Annotated in this window: 12 protein-coding genes; 9 read left to right on the forward strand and 3 right to left on the reverse strand. The window is 72.5% G+C overall.

What is annotated here, in order from left to right:
• Positions 1 to 201 precede the first annotated feature (201 nt).
• Together ABT354_RS18700 and ABT354_RS18705 are read left to right on the forward strand one after the other, a co-directional pair.
• Positions 202 to 1,413: a pyridoxal phosphate-dependent aminotransferase gene (locus tag ABT354_RS18700; RefSeq protein WP_351495016.1), complete on the forward strand. Its 1,212-nt coding sequence runs from the start codon at positions 202 to 204 to the stop codon at positions 1,411 to 1,413.
• Positions 1,414 to 1,589: 176 nt separating this feature from the next.
• Entirely contained in the window at positions 1,590 to 1,994 is a 405-nt protein-coding gene (locus ABT354_RS18705; protein ID WP_351495018.1) for an SCO4983 family protein, read from the forward strand.
• 139 nt (positions 1,995 to 2,133) lie between these two features.
• On the opposite strand, the gene ABT354_RS18710 is transcribed toward ABT354_RS18705, so the two are convergent.
• Positions 2,134 to 4,023 (reverse strand): phosphoenolpyruvate carboxykinase (GTP), encoded by a 1,890-nt coding sequence (locus ABT354_RS18710; RefSeq protein ID WP_351495020.1) that lies wholly within the window; start codon positions 4,021 to 4,023, stop codon positions 2,134 to 2,136.
• A gap of 477 nt (positions 4,024 to 4,500) precedes the next feature.
• On the opposite strand from ABT354_RS18710, the gene trhA reads away from it, so the two are divergent.
• Positions 4,501 to 5,175, forward strand: a complete 675-nt coding sequence (trhA, locus tag ABT354_RS18715) for a PAQR family membrane homeostasis protein TrhA (protein WP_351495022.1) — start codon at positions 4,501 to 4,503, stop codon at positions 5,173 to 5,175.
• 134 nt (positions 5,176 to 5,309) lie between these two features.
• Positions 5,310 to 5,990: a TetR/AcrR family transcriptional regulator gene (locus tag ABT354_RS18720; RefSeq protein ID WP_351495024.1), complete on the forward strand. Its 681-nt coding sequence runs from the start codon at positions 5,310 to 5,312 to the stop codon at positions 5,988 to 5,990.
• 58 nt (positions 5,991 to 6,048) lie between these two features.
• On the opposite strand, the gene ABT354_RS18725 is transcribed toward ABT354_RS18720, so the two are convergent.
• On the reverse strand, positions 6,049 to 8,064 hold the full coding sequence (locus ABT354_RS18725; RefSeq protein ID WP_351495026.1) for a thioredoxin domain-containing protein: 2,016 nt from the start codon (positions 8,062 to 8,064) through the stop codon (positions 6,049 to 6,051).
• A gap of 253 nt (positions 8,065 to 8,317) precedes the next feature.
• Between ABT354_RS18725 and ABT354_RS18730 the strand changes: the two genes are divergently transcribed.
• The 3 genes from ABT354_RS18730 (at position 8,318) to ABT354_RS18740 (ending at position 9,692) form a co-directional block, all read left to right on the forward strand.
• Positions 8,318 to 8,560 carry a type II toxin-antitoxin system VapB family antitoxin gene (locus tag ABT354_RS18730; protein WP_351495028.1) on the forward strand — a complete coding sequence of 81 codons (243 nt, stop codon included), beginning with the start codon at positions 8,318 to 8,320 and terminating at the stop codon, positions 8,558 to 8,560.
• Positions 8,560 to 8,979, forward strand: coding sequence for a PIN domain nuclease (locus ABT354_RS18735; protein WP_351495030.1), 420 nt, complete (start codon positions 8,560 to 8,562; stop codon positions 8,977 to 8,979). Before ABT354_RS18730 ends, ABT354_RS18735 begins: the two co-directional genes overlap by 1 nt.
• A 146-nt stretch (positions 8,980 to 9,125) precedes the next feature.
• Positions 9,126 to 9,692, forward strand: coding sequence for a Uma2 family endonuclease (locus ABT354_RS18740; RefSeq protein ID WP_351495032.1), 567 nt, complete (start codon positions 9,126 to 9,128; stop codon positions 9,690 to 9,692).
• 73 nt (positions 9,693 to 9,765) lie between these two features.
• On the opposite strand, the gene ABT354_RS18745 is transcribed toward ABT354_RS18740, so the two are convergent.
• Positions 9,766 to 10,119, reverse strand: a complete 354-nt coding sequence (locus ABT354_RS18745; protein WP_351495034.1) for a hypothetical protein — start codon at positions 10,117 to 10,119, stop codon at positions 9,766 to 9,768.
• A 134-nt stretch (positions 10,120 to 10,253) separates the two neighbouring features.
• On the opposite strand from ABT354_RS18745, the gene ABT354_RS18750 reads away from it, so the two are divergent.
• Complete coding sequence (locus ABT354_RS18750; protein WP_351495036.1) at positions 10,254 to 10,703, forward strand: hypothetical protein; 450 nt, start codon at positions 10,254 to 10,256, stop codon at positions 10,701 to 10,703.
• A gap of 148 nt (positions 10,704 to 10,851) precedes the next feature.
• On the forward strand, positions 10,852 to 14,142 hold the full coding sequence (locus tag ABT354_RS18755; RefSeq protein ID WP_351495038.1) for an AAA family ATPase: 3,291 nt from the start codon (positions 10,852 to 10,854) through the stop codon (positions 14,140 to 14,142).
• The last annotated feature ends 64 nt before the right edge of the window (positions 14,143 to 14,206 follow it).

Here is a 14,206-nt window from a genome sequence, read left to right on the forward strand (position 1 = left end):
CGGGGTGACGAGGACAACACCCATTCGGCGTTCCCGCCCCGCCACGGCATGAACCGCAGGCGGCGGACGGCTGCCGATCACGTATTCCAAGGGAGTTCACCCCCACCACCACCCCGAGCCGCCCCATGCCGTTTCCGGCGGTCGATCGACCGGGACGAAAAGGGCCCCCGATCTCCATTCGCCCCCCTTAAGCTCACGGGCATGCAGGTGATCCAGTCGACGAAGCTCGCAAATGTCTGTTACGAGATCCGGGGCCCGGTCCTTGAGGAGGCGATGCGGCTGGAGGCAGCAGGCCATCGCATCCTCAAGCTCAACACCGGCAACCCGGCGGCCTTTGGATTCGAGTGCCCGCCCGAGATCCTGGAGGACATCCTCCGCAATCTCGGCGGGGCGCACGGCTATGGGGACGCGAAGGGGCTGCTGGCCGCCCGGCGCGCGGTGATGCAGCACTACCAGACCAAGGGCATCGACCTCGATGTCGAGGACATCTACCTCGGCAACGGCGTCTCCGAACTGATCCAGATGTCGATGCAGGCCCTGCTCGACGACGGTGACGAGGTCCTGGTCCCCGCCCCCGACTATCCGCTGTGGACCGCCTCCGTCTCGCTCGCCGGCGGTACCGCCGTGCACTACCGCTGCGACGAGCAGTCCGACTGGATGCCCGACCTCGCCGACATCGAGCGCAGGATCACCGACCGCACCAAGGCCCTGGTGATCATCAACCCCAACAACCCCACCGGCGCGGTCTACGACGACGAGATGCTGCGCGGGCTGACCGAGATCGCCCGCCGCCACAACCTGATCGTCTGCTCCGACGAGATCTACGACCGGATCCTCTACGACGGCGCCACCCACACCCCGACCGCCGCCATCGCCCCCGATCTGATGGTGCTGACCTTCAACGGTCTCTCCAAGAACTACCGGGTGGCCGGATACCGCTCCGGCTGGCTCGCGGTCTGCGGCCCGAAGGCCCATGCCTCCTCGTACATCGAGGGGCTGACCGTCCTGGCCAATATGCGGCTCTGCGCCAATATGCCCTCCCAGCACGCGGTGGCCACGGCACTCGGCGGGCGGCAGTCCATCGACGATCTGGTGCTGCCGGGCGGGCGGATCCTGGAGCAGCGGGACATCGCCTATGACCTGCTCACCCAGATCCCCGGGGTGACCTGCGTCAAGCCCAAGGGCGCGCTCTATCTCTTCCCCCGGCTGGACCCCAAGGTCTACCGGATCAAGGACGACCGGCAGATGGTCCTGGACCTGCTGCGGGCCGAGAAGATCATGGTGGTGCACGGTACGGGGTTCAACTGGCCGGAGCCCGATCACTTCCGGATCGTCACCCTGCCGGCGGCGAAGGAGCTGGCGGACGCGGTGACCCGGATCGGCGCCTTCCTGGACGGCTACGGCCAGCCCTGAGGCCGCGCGCCCCCGGCCCCGGCGGTCCTGATCGCCCCCGGGGCCGACGGCCCGGACGGCCCCGGTTCGGCGATCTCCGGCCCCGGAGATCATTTCCAGCCAGTCCTGACTTCACTCAACTTTAGACTGGATCCAATGTAGGATGGTCTCCTGACCGAACGCAGGAGGCCATCCCCATGTACGAGCCGATCCGCACCAAGTCGGTCCACACGATGGCCGACCCCGCCGACGACTACCCCCACCGCTCCCGCGAGGAAGAGCTGGACATCCAGCTCGCCGGCCATCTCTCCGCGCTCCTGGCCGTCACCGACGAGCTGGGGCTCACCGACGCCGCCGAGCTGATCGCGGCCCAGGTGGGCAGGTTGCGCGGGGCCCCGCCGGTCCGGCACGCGGGTCACAGCCGCGCCCCCTCCCGGGATCTGCACCGCAGGGCGCACGCGCTCGCGGGCCGGGCGCTCGTGGTGGCCGCCTCCCGCGCCGACACCGCCGTCGCCGTCCTCGCCGCCCGGCGGATGGACGCCCACGCGGCCGCGCTGGACGCGGCGGAGCTGGACGCGTCGCGCCTGGTCGGCGCCCACTGACGGCCCCGGTCCACGGCCGCGAAGGCGCGTGGACCGGGTGCCCTCGCTGTCGCTCCCGGGCGGGGATCCCTCCCCCAGGCCCCTGCCCGGGAGCGATTCCCCCGCCCCCTGACCGCGCGGTACGGGGCGGAGCGGCGGCTCAGCCGAGCCGGGCGACCAGCGCGCGGTACTCGTCCCACAGCTCCTTGGGCGTGTGGTCGCCGAAGGTGTTCAGGTGCTCGGGCACCAGCGCCGCCTCCTCACGCCAGACCTCGGTGTCCACGGTGAGCAGGAACTCCAGCTCCTCGGCGGTCAGGTCCAGGCCCTCGGTGTCCAGCGCACCGGCGGTGGGCAGCACACCGATGGGGGTCTCCACACCCTCGGCCGTGCCCTCCAGCCGCTCCACGATCCACTTCAGCACCCGGCTGTTCTCGCCGAAGCCCGGCCAGACGAACCGGCCGGCGTCGTCCTTGCGGAACCAGTTGACGTAGTAGATCTTCGGCAGCTTGTCGCCGTCGCCCCGCTCCACGGCGTCCTGGCCGACCTTGACCCAGTGGGCCATGTAGTCGCCCATGTTGTAGCCGCAGAAGGGGAGCATCGCGAACGGGTCGCGGCGCAGCTCGCCCACCTTGCCCTCGGCGGCGGCGGTCTTCTCGGAGGCGACGTTCGCGCCCAGGAAGACCCCGTGCTGCCAGGTGAAGGACTCGGTGACCAGCGGGACCGCGCTGGCGCGGCGGCCACCGAAGAGGATGGCCGAGATCGGCACGCCCCGGGGGTCCTCCCACTCCGGCGCGATGGTCGGGCACTGGGCGGCGGGGACGGTGAAGCGGGCGTTGGGGTGGGCCGCCGGAGTGGTGGACTCCGGGGTCCAGTCGTTGCCCTTCCAGTCGATCAGATGGGCCGGGGTCTCCTCGGTCATCCCCTCCCACCAGATGTCGTTGTCGTCGGTGAGGGCGACATTGGTGAAGACGGAGTTGCCCCAGAGGGTCTTCATGGCGTTGGCGTTCGTGTGCTCACCGGTGCCGGGGGCGACCCCGAAGAAGCCCGCCTCGGGGTTGATCGCGTACAGCTGGCCGTCCTCGCCGAACCGCATCCACGCGATGTCGTCGCCGATGGTCTCCACCGTCCAGCCGGGGACGGTGGGCTCCAGCATGGCGAGATTGGTCTTGCCGCAGGCGGAGGGGAAGGCGGCGGCGACGTACTTCGCCTCGCCCTGCGGCGGGGTGAGCTTGAGGATCAGCATGTGCTCGGCGAGCCAGCCCTCGTCGCGCGCCATGACCGAGGCGATGCGCAGCGCGTAGCACTTCTTGCCGAGCAGGGCGTTGCCGCCGTAGCCGGAGCCGTACGACCAGATCTCCCGGGTCTCGGGGAAGTGGGAGATGTACTTGGTGGAGTTGCACGGCCACGGGACGTCCTGCTCGCCCTCGGCGAGCGGGGCGCCGAGGGTGTGCACCGCCTTGACGAAGAAGCCGTCCTCGCCCAGCTCGTCCAGGACCGCCTGGCCCATGCGGGTCATGGTGCGCATGGCGACCGCGACATAGGCGGAGTCGGTGATCTCGACGCCGATCGCGGAGAGCGGGGAGCCCAGCGGGCCCATGCAGAAGGGGACGACGTACATCGTCCGGCCGCGCATCGAGCCCCGGAAGATGCCCTGCTCGCCCGGGCCCTCGCCGGTGGTGCCGGCACCGGTGGCGCCCTCGCCGGTGAAGATGGCCTTCATCTCGGCCGGCGCCTTCCAGTGGTTGGTCGGCCCGGCGTCCTGCTCCCGCTCGGAGCAGATGAAGGTGCGGTCCTCCACGCGGGCGACATCCGTGGGGTCGGAGGCGGCGTAGTACGAGTTGGGGCGCTTGACCGGGTCCAGCTTGCGGAAGGTGCCCCTGGCGACGAGTTCCTCGCAGAGGAGGGTGTACTCGGCCTCGGATCCGTCGCACCAGACGACCCGGTCCGGCTGGGTGAGCTCCGCGATCTCGTCCACCCAGGTGATCAGTGCCTTGTGATCGGTGGGGAGGTCGGTGGGGACGGTGATGGGAGCCGCGATGTCGCGCGCCACGATCGCTCCTAAAAGAGGGGTGAGGGGATGCCCTGTGATGGTGTGACTTGTCTGACTGCCCCGTGGGGGCCTCGACCCGGATGCTTCGTAGCCCGCTCATCCGGTGCCGACCGCACTCATCTGATCATCCGTGGCTCATGCGCATATGTCCAGGGGGGCTCTCACGTGAGCATCGCCACTCGCGTCGCGCGCATGTCACGGTGACCGCGGACCCGGTATACACCGTTTCGTTGGTGGATCTCCCCCGCTCCACCCGGGAAAACCGCCACCCGGGAGGGGGTACGGGTGCCGAGAATCGACCGCGAGGAAGGAGGCGGGGCGCCCGGAGCGGACCGAAAGGGGCCCCGGAGCCGTCATCCGCCCGTACCCGACAACGCCCGAACGGGGGACCCGTCGACCGGCCGTGCGGCACCCCGTACCGCCTCCGGGGGACAACCCGTAAGCCGCTACCTACGGTTCCGTAGGTACCATCCCCCTATGACCTCTGCCGCGCCCGAAGTGACCGCGATCGACCCACCTCCGGTGAAGCCCCGACTCCGCGGCTGGCTGCATGCCGGGATGTTCCCGGCGGTGCTGGTCGCCGGACTGGTCCTCACGGCGTTCGCCAACTCCACCACCGCGCGCGTCACCTGCGCGATCTACACGCTCACCGCGTGTCTGCTGTTCGGGGTGAGCGCGCTCTACCACCGGGGCGAGTGGGGCCCGCGCGGCGAGGCCGTGCTGCGCCGCCTCGACCACGCCAATATCTTCCTGATCATCGCGGGCACCTACACCCCGCTGACCATGCTGCTGCTCCCGGAGGCCAAGGCCACCTGGCTGATGTGGGCGGTCTGGGCCGCCGCGACGGCGGGCATCGCCTTCCGGGTCCTCTGGGTCGGCGCCCCGCGCTGGCTCTACACGCCCTGCTACATCGCGATGGGCTGGGCCGCGGTCTTCTTCCTCCCCGACTTCCTGCGGGCGGGCGGGATAGCGGTCCTGGTCTGTGTGGTGGTCGGCGGGCTGCTCTACAGCGTGGGCGGGGTGGTGTACGGCATCAAACGGCCGAATCCCTCACCGCGCTGGTTCGGCTTCCATGAGGTGTTCCACTCCCTCACCCTCGCCGCGTTCGTCGTGCACTATGTCGGTATATCGCTGGTCGCCTACCAGAGTTGAGATCCCGCGCCCCGGCGACGGACGGCGGCCGGGACGGCAGCGCGCGCGGCGCGTCGGAGCGGCGGCGCGGGGACCGGGGACACGGCGGAGCGCGGTCCCGCCCTCCCCCACCCCTCGTACACGACAATTCCGTTATGTCCGCCATCGCCCCACCGCCCTCCGGTCACCCGTCCGACGCCCCGCCGTCCACCGGGGCGGACGATCCGGCCCTGGGCCCGCCGGCCCCGCGCCCGCCGGGTCTGCGGGAGCGGAAGAAGGTCCGGACCCGGCTGGCGATCCGGCGCGCGGCATACCGGCTGATCACCGCGCAGGGGTACGAGGCCACCACGGTCGAGCAGATCGCGGACGCGGCCCAGGTCTCCCCCTCGACGGTCTTCCGCTACTTCCCGGCCAAGGAGGACATCGTCGTCTCCGGCGGATACGACGCCCTCCTCGCGGCCGGGGTACGGGCCCGGCCGGCCGACGAGGACCCGCTGGACGCGGTGCGGCACGCGCTCACCGGCACCCTGACGGCCCTGCTGGGCCGGCGGCGCGAGGAGACCGTGCAGCGCACCCGGCTGATGGCCGAGGTCCCGGCGCTGCGCGCCCGGATGACCGAGGCACTGGCCGCCACCACGACGGAGCTGCTGGCCGGCGCCCTGGCCGAACGGACCGGCCGCCCGGCGGACGATCTGGCGGTACGGGTCGTCACCGGCGCGGTGCTGGGGGTCCTGCGCGAGGTGTTGCTGCACTGGGCGGCGGGGGACCACCGGGAGGACCCGGTCCGGCTGGTGGACCGCTCCCTGCGCGAACTGCGACAGGGCCTGCGCCTCTGACCGCCCCGCCCCCACCGCAGGCGTGCCCATGAGGGTGCCCATGGGCACCCCCGCCCGCTCAGGAACCCGGGGTCAACTCCGCCGTCAGCGCTTCCGTGTCCGTGACCGGGCGCCGGCAGACGAAGCCGCGGCAGACATAGGCCGCGGCCCCGCCGTCGACCAGCGGCCGGTCCCGCAGCAGCGGGAACTCCCCACTGTCCGGCTCCCCCGCCGCCACGACCGCGCCCGGGGCCAGGGCGAGCAGCGCCGTACGGTGCAGCTCCCGGGCGAGCGGGTCGTCCACCGCGCCGACGACCGCCACCTCACGGGGCCCGTCGAGCAGCGCCTCGGCGACCGCGAGTCCCCAGCCGATGAAGCGGGGGACCCTCGGCCCCAGCGCCTTCACCACCCCGAGGGCCCGCTCGGCCGCGGTGCGATGGGCCTCGGAGCTGGTGTGGGCGGCGTACGAAAGCAGCGCGCCCGCCGCCGCCGTCCACCCCGAGGGCGCGGCGTTGTCGGTCGGGTCCTGCGGGCGGCGGATGAGTTGCTCGGCGTCATGGGCGGTGTCGTAGAGGGTGCCGCCCTCCCCGGTGAACCGGTCGAGGACGATGTCCAGGAGCAGCCCGGCGAACTCCAGCCAGACCCCCTCCCGGGTGACGGCGGCCAGCGCGAGGAAGCCCTCGGCGACATCGCCGTAGTCCTCCAGGACCCCGGCGTTGGTCCCGGCCCGGCCGTCGCGGGAGGTGCGGCCGATCCGCGCCGAGCTGTCCAGGTGGAGCCGGACCAGCAGATCGGCGGCCTCGGTGGCCCGCTCGACCAGATCGGGCCGGTCGAAGCAGGCCCCGGCCTCGGCGAGGGCGGCGATGGCCAGCCCGTTCCAGGCGGCGACCACCTTGTCGTCGCGCTCGGGGCGCTCCCGCAGCTCCCGTGCGGCCAGCAGCCGCTCCCGGAGACCGGGCTCCGGCTCCGCGCCGGGCAGCCGCAGCACCGACGTACCGTGCTCGAAGGTCCCCTCCCCGGTCACCCCGTACAGCTCGGCGGCGCGGCTCCCGTCCTCGTCGCCCAGGGCCTCGCGCAGCTGCTCCGGTGTCCAGACATAGAACGCGCCCTCGGAGCGGACGCCGTTCCCGTCGGCGCTGTCGGCGTCGAGAGCGGAGGCGAAGCCTCCCTCGGGGGTACGGAGTTCCCGGACCATGAAGTCGGCGGTCTCCAGCGCCACCCGGCGGGCGAGCGGGGAGCCGGTGGCACGCCAGAGGGTGGTGTAGACCCGACAGAGCAGTGCATTGTCGTACAACATCTTCTCGAAGTGCGGGACGGTCCACTCGCGGTCCACGGAGTAGCGGGCGAAGCCGCCGCCGAGCTGGTCGTAGATCCCGCCCCGGGCCATCGCCTCGGCGGTGTCCACCGCCATCTGGAGCGCCCCTTCGGCCCCGGTGCGCGCATGGTGCCGCAGCAGGAACTCCAGCACCATGGACGGCGGGAACTTGGGCGCCCCGCCGAACCCCCCGTACCGCTCGTCGTAATCCCGGCTCAGCCCGAGCAGCGCCTGCGCCTGCTCCTCGGCGCCGGGGGTGCCCTCCCCGCCATGGGCGAGCGACCGCCCGGCGAGATCCCGCCGGATCCTGGCCGCGACCTGCGCCACCTCGTCCCGCCGCCCGTCCCAGGCGGCGACGACCCCCTCCAGCACCTGCCGGAAGGAGGGCATCCCGTGCCGCTCCTCGGGCGGGAAGTAGGTCCCGAAGTAGAACGGCTCCCCGTCCGCCGTCATGAACACGGTCATCGGCCACCCACCCTGCCCGGTCGCCGCCTGCACCGCCTCCATATAGACCGCGTCCACATCGGGCCGCTCCTCCCGGTCCACCTTCACCGGGACGAAGTGCTCGTTGACATAGGCGGCGGTCGCCTCGTCCTCGAACGATTCATGGGCCATGACATGACACCAGTGGCAGGCGCTGTACCCCACGCTCAGCAGCACGGGGACATCCCGCCGCCGTGCCTCCTCGAAGGCGGCCGGCTCCCAGGGCCACCAGTCGACGGGGTTGTCGGCGTGCTGAAGCAGATAGGGGGAGGTGGCCTGCGCGAGTCGGTTGGGCATGGCCCCATCCTCGCGCACCGGCCTCCGCTTCACCCATGCGGCACGGGGCAGCGCGGGCGACGGAGGGGCGATGGCCGGCGGGGGCGGAGAAGCATTCCCCGGCCGACGGCCGGCCGGGCCCGCCGTCCGCACCAACACCACGTCACCCACCTGCGGCACGCCGGCACCGATGAGAGCAAGAACAGCAAACGATATCGCAACTCAAGACAGAGTGATATCGTTTACCGTATCTGATCATCCGAGGAGGGCCGGCATGGCAAGGACAGTGATCGACCTCGACGAGACCATGGTCGCCGAGGCCATGCGGATCTTCGGGACCAAGACCAAGGCCCAGGCTGTACGGCTCGCCATGGAGGACGCCGTCAAACGGCACCTGCGGCAGGAGGGCTTCGACGCCATGGACTCCGGCGACTTCGACTTCAGCGAGATCGTCGAGAGCACCGGCCCTCGCCACGCCGACGGAACTCTGAAGCGCGACGGTGGCCGGGCCGCCTGATGCAGGACCGCTTCCTGATCGACAAATCAGCTCTGGCACGCTGGACGAAGCCGGGCGTGCGAGAGGTGCTGAAGCCTCTCCATGAGCGCTACCTGCTCGCAGTCTGCCAACCCACCGAGTACGAGATGATCCACTCGGCCCGGGACACCGCCGAGGCAACGCGCATCAGCACCTGGCTCCATGCCTTCGACTACCTGTCCAGTGACGACGCCACTTTCAGCCGCGCACTGGAGGTGCAGCGCCACGCTCTCAACGCGGGGTTCCACCGGGCACTGTCACTCCCCGACCTTCTCATCGCCGCCACAGCGGAACTGAACCGGCTGACCGTCCTCCACTACGACGGCGACTTCGACATGATCGCCTCCCTCACCGGCCAACCCACCGAGTGGGTCGTGCCACCAGGCAGCGCCGACCGCTGAACAGTGCTGAGAGCACTACAGATGGCCGGACGGGACGCCGGGGGGAAAGCCATCGTTCTTCCGGAATCGGGCACGTTGACATCACAGGACAGTAGGCTGATCCCAGCAGCTCCGGAACGGCTGAGGCTCCTCGAAGGAGGCACACCATGACCGCCGAGATGGTGGCGCCCGCGTGGATGCACACCCAGATCAGCGCGGAGCAGTACGACTCCTGGTCCGAGGAGCAGTGTGCCGGAATCGAGATCGTGGACGGGATGGTCGTCGTGAGCCCGAGCGCCTCCAAGCGGCACAATCGGCTCGCCCGGATCCTGGCCAATGCCCTGGACGCCGCAGCAGGCCCCGACTGGAACGCCGACACGGACTTCGACATCCGCTTGCAGGACGTTCCGCTCACCAACCGACGTCCGGACGTCATCGTCTACCGGGCGGAGACCATCGACCTCACACCCACCCGCCCCGAACACGTGCTCCTGGTCGTCGAGGTCGTGTCTCCCGGCTCGGAGACCACCGACCGGATCGTGAAGGTGGACCAGTACGCCAAGGCCGGAATCCCCTTCTACTGGCGGGTCGAGCAGGCCGCGACAGGCGTACCCATCATCTACACCTACGTTCTCGACCCCGCTACCAAGGCCTACCGGGACGGCGAGATGTTCACCGGCGCGATCGACACCGGCGTGCCCTTCTCCGTCGGCGTGGATCTGGGAACCACCTGACGGCCGGAATTCGCTGGGGCGGTACGCACCAACAGCTCGCGCGGGCCACTGGATCGGCAGGGCCCCGCAGGGCTCAGCGGAAGGTGTGGGTGACCTCGATCGCCCCCACGATGTGCGCGTTGAACTCGGGCAGCTCCTCCGCCGGGACCCACAGCTCCAGGATGGTCCGGCCGCCCGCCCGGCGTACCGGGTAGCGCGCCAGGAACGCCGACTCCACCTCGAAGCGGGTGACAAAGCCCGCCCCGTCGTGCCGGACGTTCCAGTCGCGCGCGATCCGGATCGCGTACTCCTCGTTCAGCACCGGATAGAAGATCGGCTGCTCCGGCAGGCGCGGGGGCCACGCGCGCCACTCGGCCGCCCGCACCAGATCCAGCTCGACCGGGCCGGTGGGGCGCCAGAGGGTCGTGGTGGGCGGCGGGGCGGACATGCGGATCTCCTCGCAGCGGGCCGGGGGTCATGGAGATCGCGACGATACGGTCCTCCGGGCCCCGGGCGCGATCGATTTGCCCCCGCCCCGGCGCGCCGGCAACCGCGGCGGAGGCTCGCGTCGTCCCTCCCCCTGTGACCACCCGTACCCGCCCGCCCTGGCTCTCGTTCGCGCTCGCGCCCGTACTCGGCGGGATCGCCGGGTACGGGGCCGACCGGCTGTCGCGGGCGGCGCGGCGGGCGTGCCGGACGGTGGTGCGGGAGCACGGCTCCCTGCTGGACTGGTGGTCCTGGCAGACACCGCTCTCCGTGCTCGCCGGGGCCGCCGCCGGTCTGACGGCCTGCGCGGTCGCCTCGCTCGCGGTACGGAGGGGCCCGCGCCCGGTCAGGATCGCCGCCCCCGTCGCGGCGTTCACCGTGGCGCTCACCGCGCTGACGGTGTGGCACTTCATCTGGATCGGCACCCCCGCCCACGCCGCGAGCGACACCTGGCCGGGCAGCTGCGCCCCGGGCAACACCCCCCACTGGGCCCCGGACGGCCTGCCCACCGGACCACCCCTGGGACGGCCCTGGCCCGTCGAATGACCCGTTCCGGAAGGCCCGGTGACGCTCTGTCGGCGCCGCGCCACTCAGGCCGTATGACATGCACGCCACAGAGACAACACCTCGCTTCCCGGACCGCCAGCCCCCAGACTCGACCCCAAACGGAACCCGACGAGGGAGGGGGACCCCGATGCGGGAGAGTCACCGGACCGAGGTGGAGCGGCTGTTGACGCGCGCGGTGAAGGAGGAGGTCCGCACATCCGGCGGACGGAGTGACGAAACGATCCTGCTGACCCGCGCCCGAGCCGCGCTGGACTCCATGGCGGCCGGCGCCGCCGAGGAGTACGCCGCCTACGAACGGTCGCTGGCCGCCGACGAGGCCACCCACCGTCCGCTCTCCGCCCGCTTCAGCCGGGCGAGCGTGGGCACCCCCGCGCTGGTCACGGCGGTGGCCGCGGCGGCAGCCGCCGGCGCGGACCTCGCCCTCGGCACCGGCCCCGGCACCGCCCTGGGCGCCGGGGCGGTCGTCGCGGTGGCGGGCGCGGCGACCACGGTCCTCACGGTGACCGCGGGCCACTGGCCCGCCGCCCACCGCCGCGCCGGTGCCCTCACCCGCCCCGGCGGCACCGAACAGCTGCGGCTCCAGTGGCTCACCGCGCTGGAGGTCCGCGGCATCCGCCCCTTCCTGGACCGGCAGCGGATGCCCACCGCCGCCACCCGGGCCCCCGGCCGCACCGGCATCGGGACCGGGGCCGGGATCGGTACCGGGGCCGGGATCGGGACCCGGACCGCCGCCGCACTCCGCGGCCAGGATCGGGGCGCCACCGCCCGCCGCCGCGCCACCCTCGCCCACTCGTTCACCCAGCTGCCGGAACCGGAAGGTCCGTTCAGCGGCCGCCGGGAGGCCGTGGAGCAGATCGGCCAGTGGGTCAGGGCGGCCCGCGCCGCCACCGAGACCCGCCCCACCGTGGTCGTCCTGCACGGCCCCGCCGGCTCCGGCCGCACCACCCTCGCCCTGCACGCCGCCCACCGGCTCAAGGACCTCTTCCGGGGCGCCTGCCCGGTCGATCTGCGCGGGGCCAGCGCCGACCCCCTCGCCACCCGGGACGCCCTGCTCCATCTCCTCAACCGGCTCGGCGCCCCCCGTGAGCAGCTGCTCTTCCGGGAACGCTCATCCCCCGACCAGCAGGTGCGGCGGCTCGCCGAGCTGTACCACCAGCATCTGACCGGACAGCCGGTGATTGTCCTGCTGGACGACGCCGCCGACCCCGAGCAGGTGCGCGTCCTGCTGCCGGAACGTTCCGACAGCCTGGTCCTGGTCACCGCCGCCGCGCCGCTCCCGCTGCCGGAGTCCGCCCCGGCCTGGGTCCACCAGCTGCCGGTGGAGCCGCTCGACGGCGCCGGGGCCGAGGAACTGCTGCGGGCGGTACGGGCAGGGCGCGCCGGGGAGCCCGGCGCGGAGGGCCCGTACGACGGCCAGGCCGAGGACCGGGTACGGGAGCTGTGCGGCGGGCTCCCCCTGGCGCTGCGGGTCGCGGGCTCCGCGCCCACCCCCCGTACCGCCCTCCGGCTCGCCGAGGACCTGGCCCGCAGCCCGGAACCCGGCTCAGCGGAACACCCGGACCCCGTGGAGCGCGCGCTGTGGCTCGGCTACCGGGACCAGCCCGAGCAGGCCCGCCGGCTGCTCCGCCGGCTCGCCCTCGCCGGACGGGCCTCCCTCGGCGCGGCGGCGGCAGCGGCCCTGCTGGCGACGGAGGAGCGGGAGGCCCGGGAGCTGCTGACCGCGCTGGCCGACGCCGGACTGCTCGACCGGGTCCGCGCCAGCCGCTACCGGCTCCATGACACGGTCCGCGCCTTCGCCCGCGCCCGGCTGCTGGACGAGGAGGACGCCGTCGAGCGCGCCGCCGCCCAGGAGCGGCTGATCCGCAACCACGCGGATCTCGCGGAGGCGGTGGTCCGGATGGTCGACGGCAAGATGTCGACCCGCGCCGACCGGTTCGGGGCGCATGGCTTCTCCTCGCTGGAGTCGGCGCTGCGCTGGCTGGACGAGGAGTCCAGCTTCATCACCTCGGCGCTGCGCCAGGCGGCGGGGGTGGACGAGCGGGCGGTGCTCCGGCTGCTGGGCGCGCTCGCCGACCACTGTCTGCTGCGGGGCGACCTCTACCGGCTCGGGGAGATCGGCGAGCTGGCGCAGAGCCTGGACGCGGGCTGGCTGGAGCGTTCGGTGGGCTGGCGTACCGGTATCGCCGCCCGGCAGCTCGGTGAGCTGGACAAGGCCCGGACCACCCTGTCGTCGGTGGTCGGCCGCTATCGGGACGACCAGGACGACGCGGGCGCCGCGCTCGCCCTGTGCTCCCTCGGAATCACCCTGCACCACCAGGGGAATCTCACCGAGGCCGCGGCGAAGCTGACCGAGGCGGTCGCGCTCCAGGCCCCGGCGGAGCAGGCCGAGGACCGGGCCTGGTCGCTGCACGCGCTGGCCGCCGTCCGCCGCGATCAGGCGGCGCTGACGGAGGCCTTCTCCCTGCTGGCGACCGCGCTGGAGCTGCACCGGGAGGGCGAGTCGCTGCACGGCGAGGCCTGGACCCGCTTCCAGCTCGGCCAGGTCCATCTGCGGACGGGCGAGGTGCCGGCCGCCGAGGTGGAGCTGCGCGGCGCGCTGGAGCTGTACGGGCGGACCGGCGACGGGCGCGGCACCGCCTGGGCCCTGACCCAGCTGGCGCGGGCCCGGCTGGTCGACGGCGACGCCCCGGCCGCCGTCGAGGGGCTGCGCGAGGCGCTGACCCGCCACCGGGAGAACGAGGATCTGCGCGGTGAGGCGTGGACGCTGTACTACCTCGGCCAGGGGCTGGAGGAGGAGGGCGATCTCGACCAGGCGGTACGGGAGCTGGAGCGGGCGCGCACGATGTTCTCGCGGATGCGCGATGTGTACGGGCTGGCCTGCGCCCGGCACCACTCGGGCCGGGTGACCCGGGACCAGCGGGCGGCCCGTACCGGCGGGCTGCGCAACTCCGGTTTCGCCCGTCAGCTGCTGGTGGACTGCCGCCATGACTTCCGCCGGATCAAGGTCGCCCATGGGGAGGCGTGGACCTGTCTGGAGCTGGCCCTGATCGACGCGGGCAACAACCGGGGCGAGCAGGCGCTGACCCTCTGCGACGAGGCGGTGGAGCTGTTCGCCTCGTACGGGGACGAGCGCGGCGGGGACTGGGCGCGCTTTCTGCGCTGCACCCTGCTGCCGTATGCCTCACCGGGCGGGATCGAGGTGGGGACGGCCGTCGCCCAGGAGGAGCTGTCCGCGCTGGTACGGGCGGGTCACCCGGCCCGGGACGGCATGCTGACGGAGTGCGCGGAGGCGCTGGCCGTGCTGCTGGAGCGGGGGGTACGGCTGGAGGACGGCTGGCGGGCGTGGGAGCTGGGTCTGGTGCCCAACCGGCACGCGCGCGAGGTCATGGGCGTACGGGTGGACCGCCCGGCGCGTTAGGTCGTGCCGACGGCCCGGGGATCGAGTACGGGGCCGGGGCGGCCCGGGGATCGGGTCCAGGACC

Source organism: Streptomyces sp. NPDC000594, assembly GCF_040299965.1.
Lineage (GTDB): Bacteria > Actinomycetota > Actinomycetes > Streptomycetales > Streptomycetaceae > Streptomyces.

Coding starts and splice junctions, on each gene's coding strand:
- ABT354_RS18700 (WP_351495016.1), top strand. CDS start 202: ATGCAGGTGATCCAGTCGACGAAGCTCGCAAATGTCTGTTACGAGATC.
- ABT354_RS18705 (WP_351495018.1), top strand. CDS start 1,590: ATGTACGAGCCGATCCGCACCAAGTCGGTCCACACGATGGCCGACCCC.
- trhA (WP_351495022.1), top strand. CDS start 4,501: ATGACCTCTGCCGCGCCCGAAGTGACCGCGATCGACCCACCTCCGGTG.
- ABT354_RS18720 (WP_351495024.1), top strand. CDS start 5,310: ATGTCCGCCATCGCCCCACCGCCCTCCGGTCACCCGTCCGACGCCCCG.
- ABT354_RS18725 (WP_351495026.1), bottom strand. CDS start 8,064: ATGCCCAACCGACTCGCGCAGGCCACCTCCCCCTATCTGCTTCAGCAC.
- ABT354_RS18730 (WP_351495028.1), top strand. CDS start 8,318: ATGGCAAGGACAGTGATCGACCTCGACGAGACCATGGTCGCCGAGGCC.
- ABT354_RS18735 (WP_351495030.1), top strand. CDS start 8,560: ATGCAGGACCGCTTCCTGATCGACAAATCAGCTCTGGCACGCTGGACG.
- ABT354_RS18740 (WP_351495032.1), top strand. CDS start 9,126: ATGACCGCCGAGATGGTGGCGCCCGCGTGGATGCACACCCAGATCAGC.
- ABT354_RS18745 (WP_351495034.1), bottom strand. CDS start 10,119: ATGTCCGCCCCGCCGCCCACCACGACCCTCTGGCGCCCCACCGGCCCG.
- ABT354_RS18755 (WP_351495038.1), top strand. CDS start 10,852: ATGCGGGAGAGTCACCGGACCGAGGTGGAGCGGCTGTTGACGCGCGCG.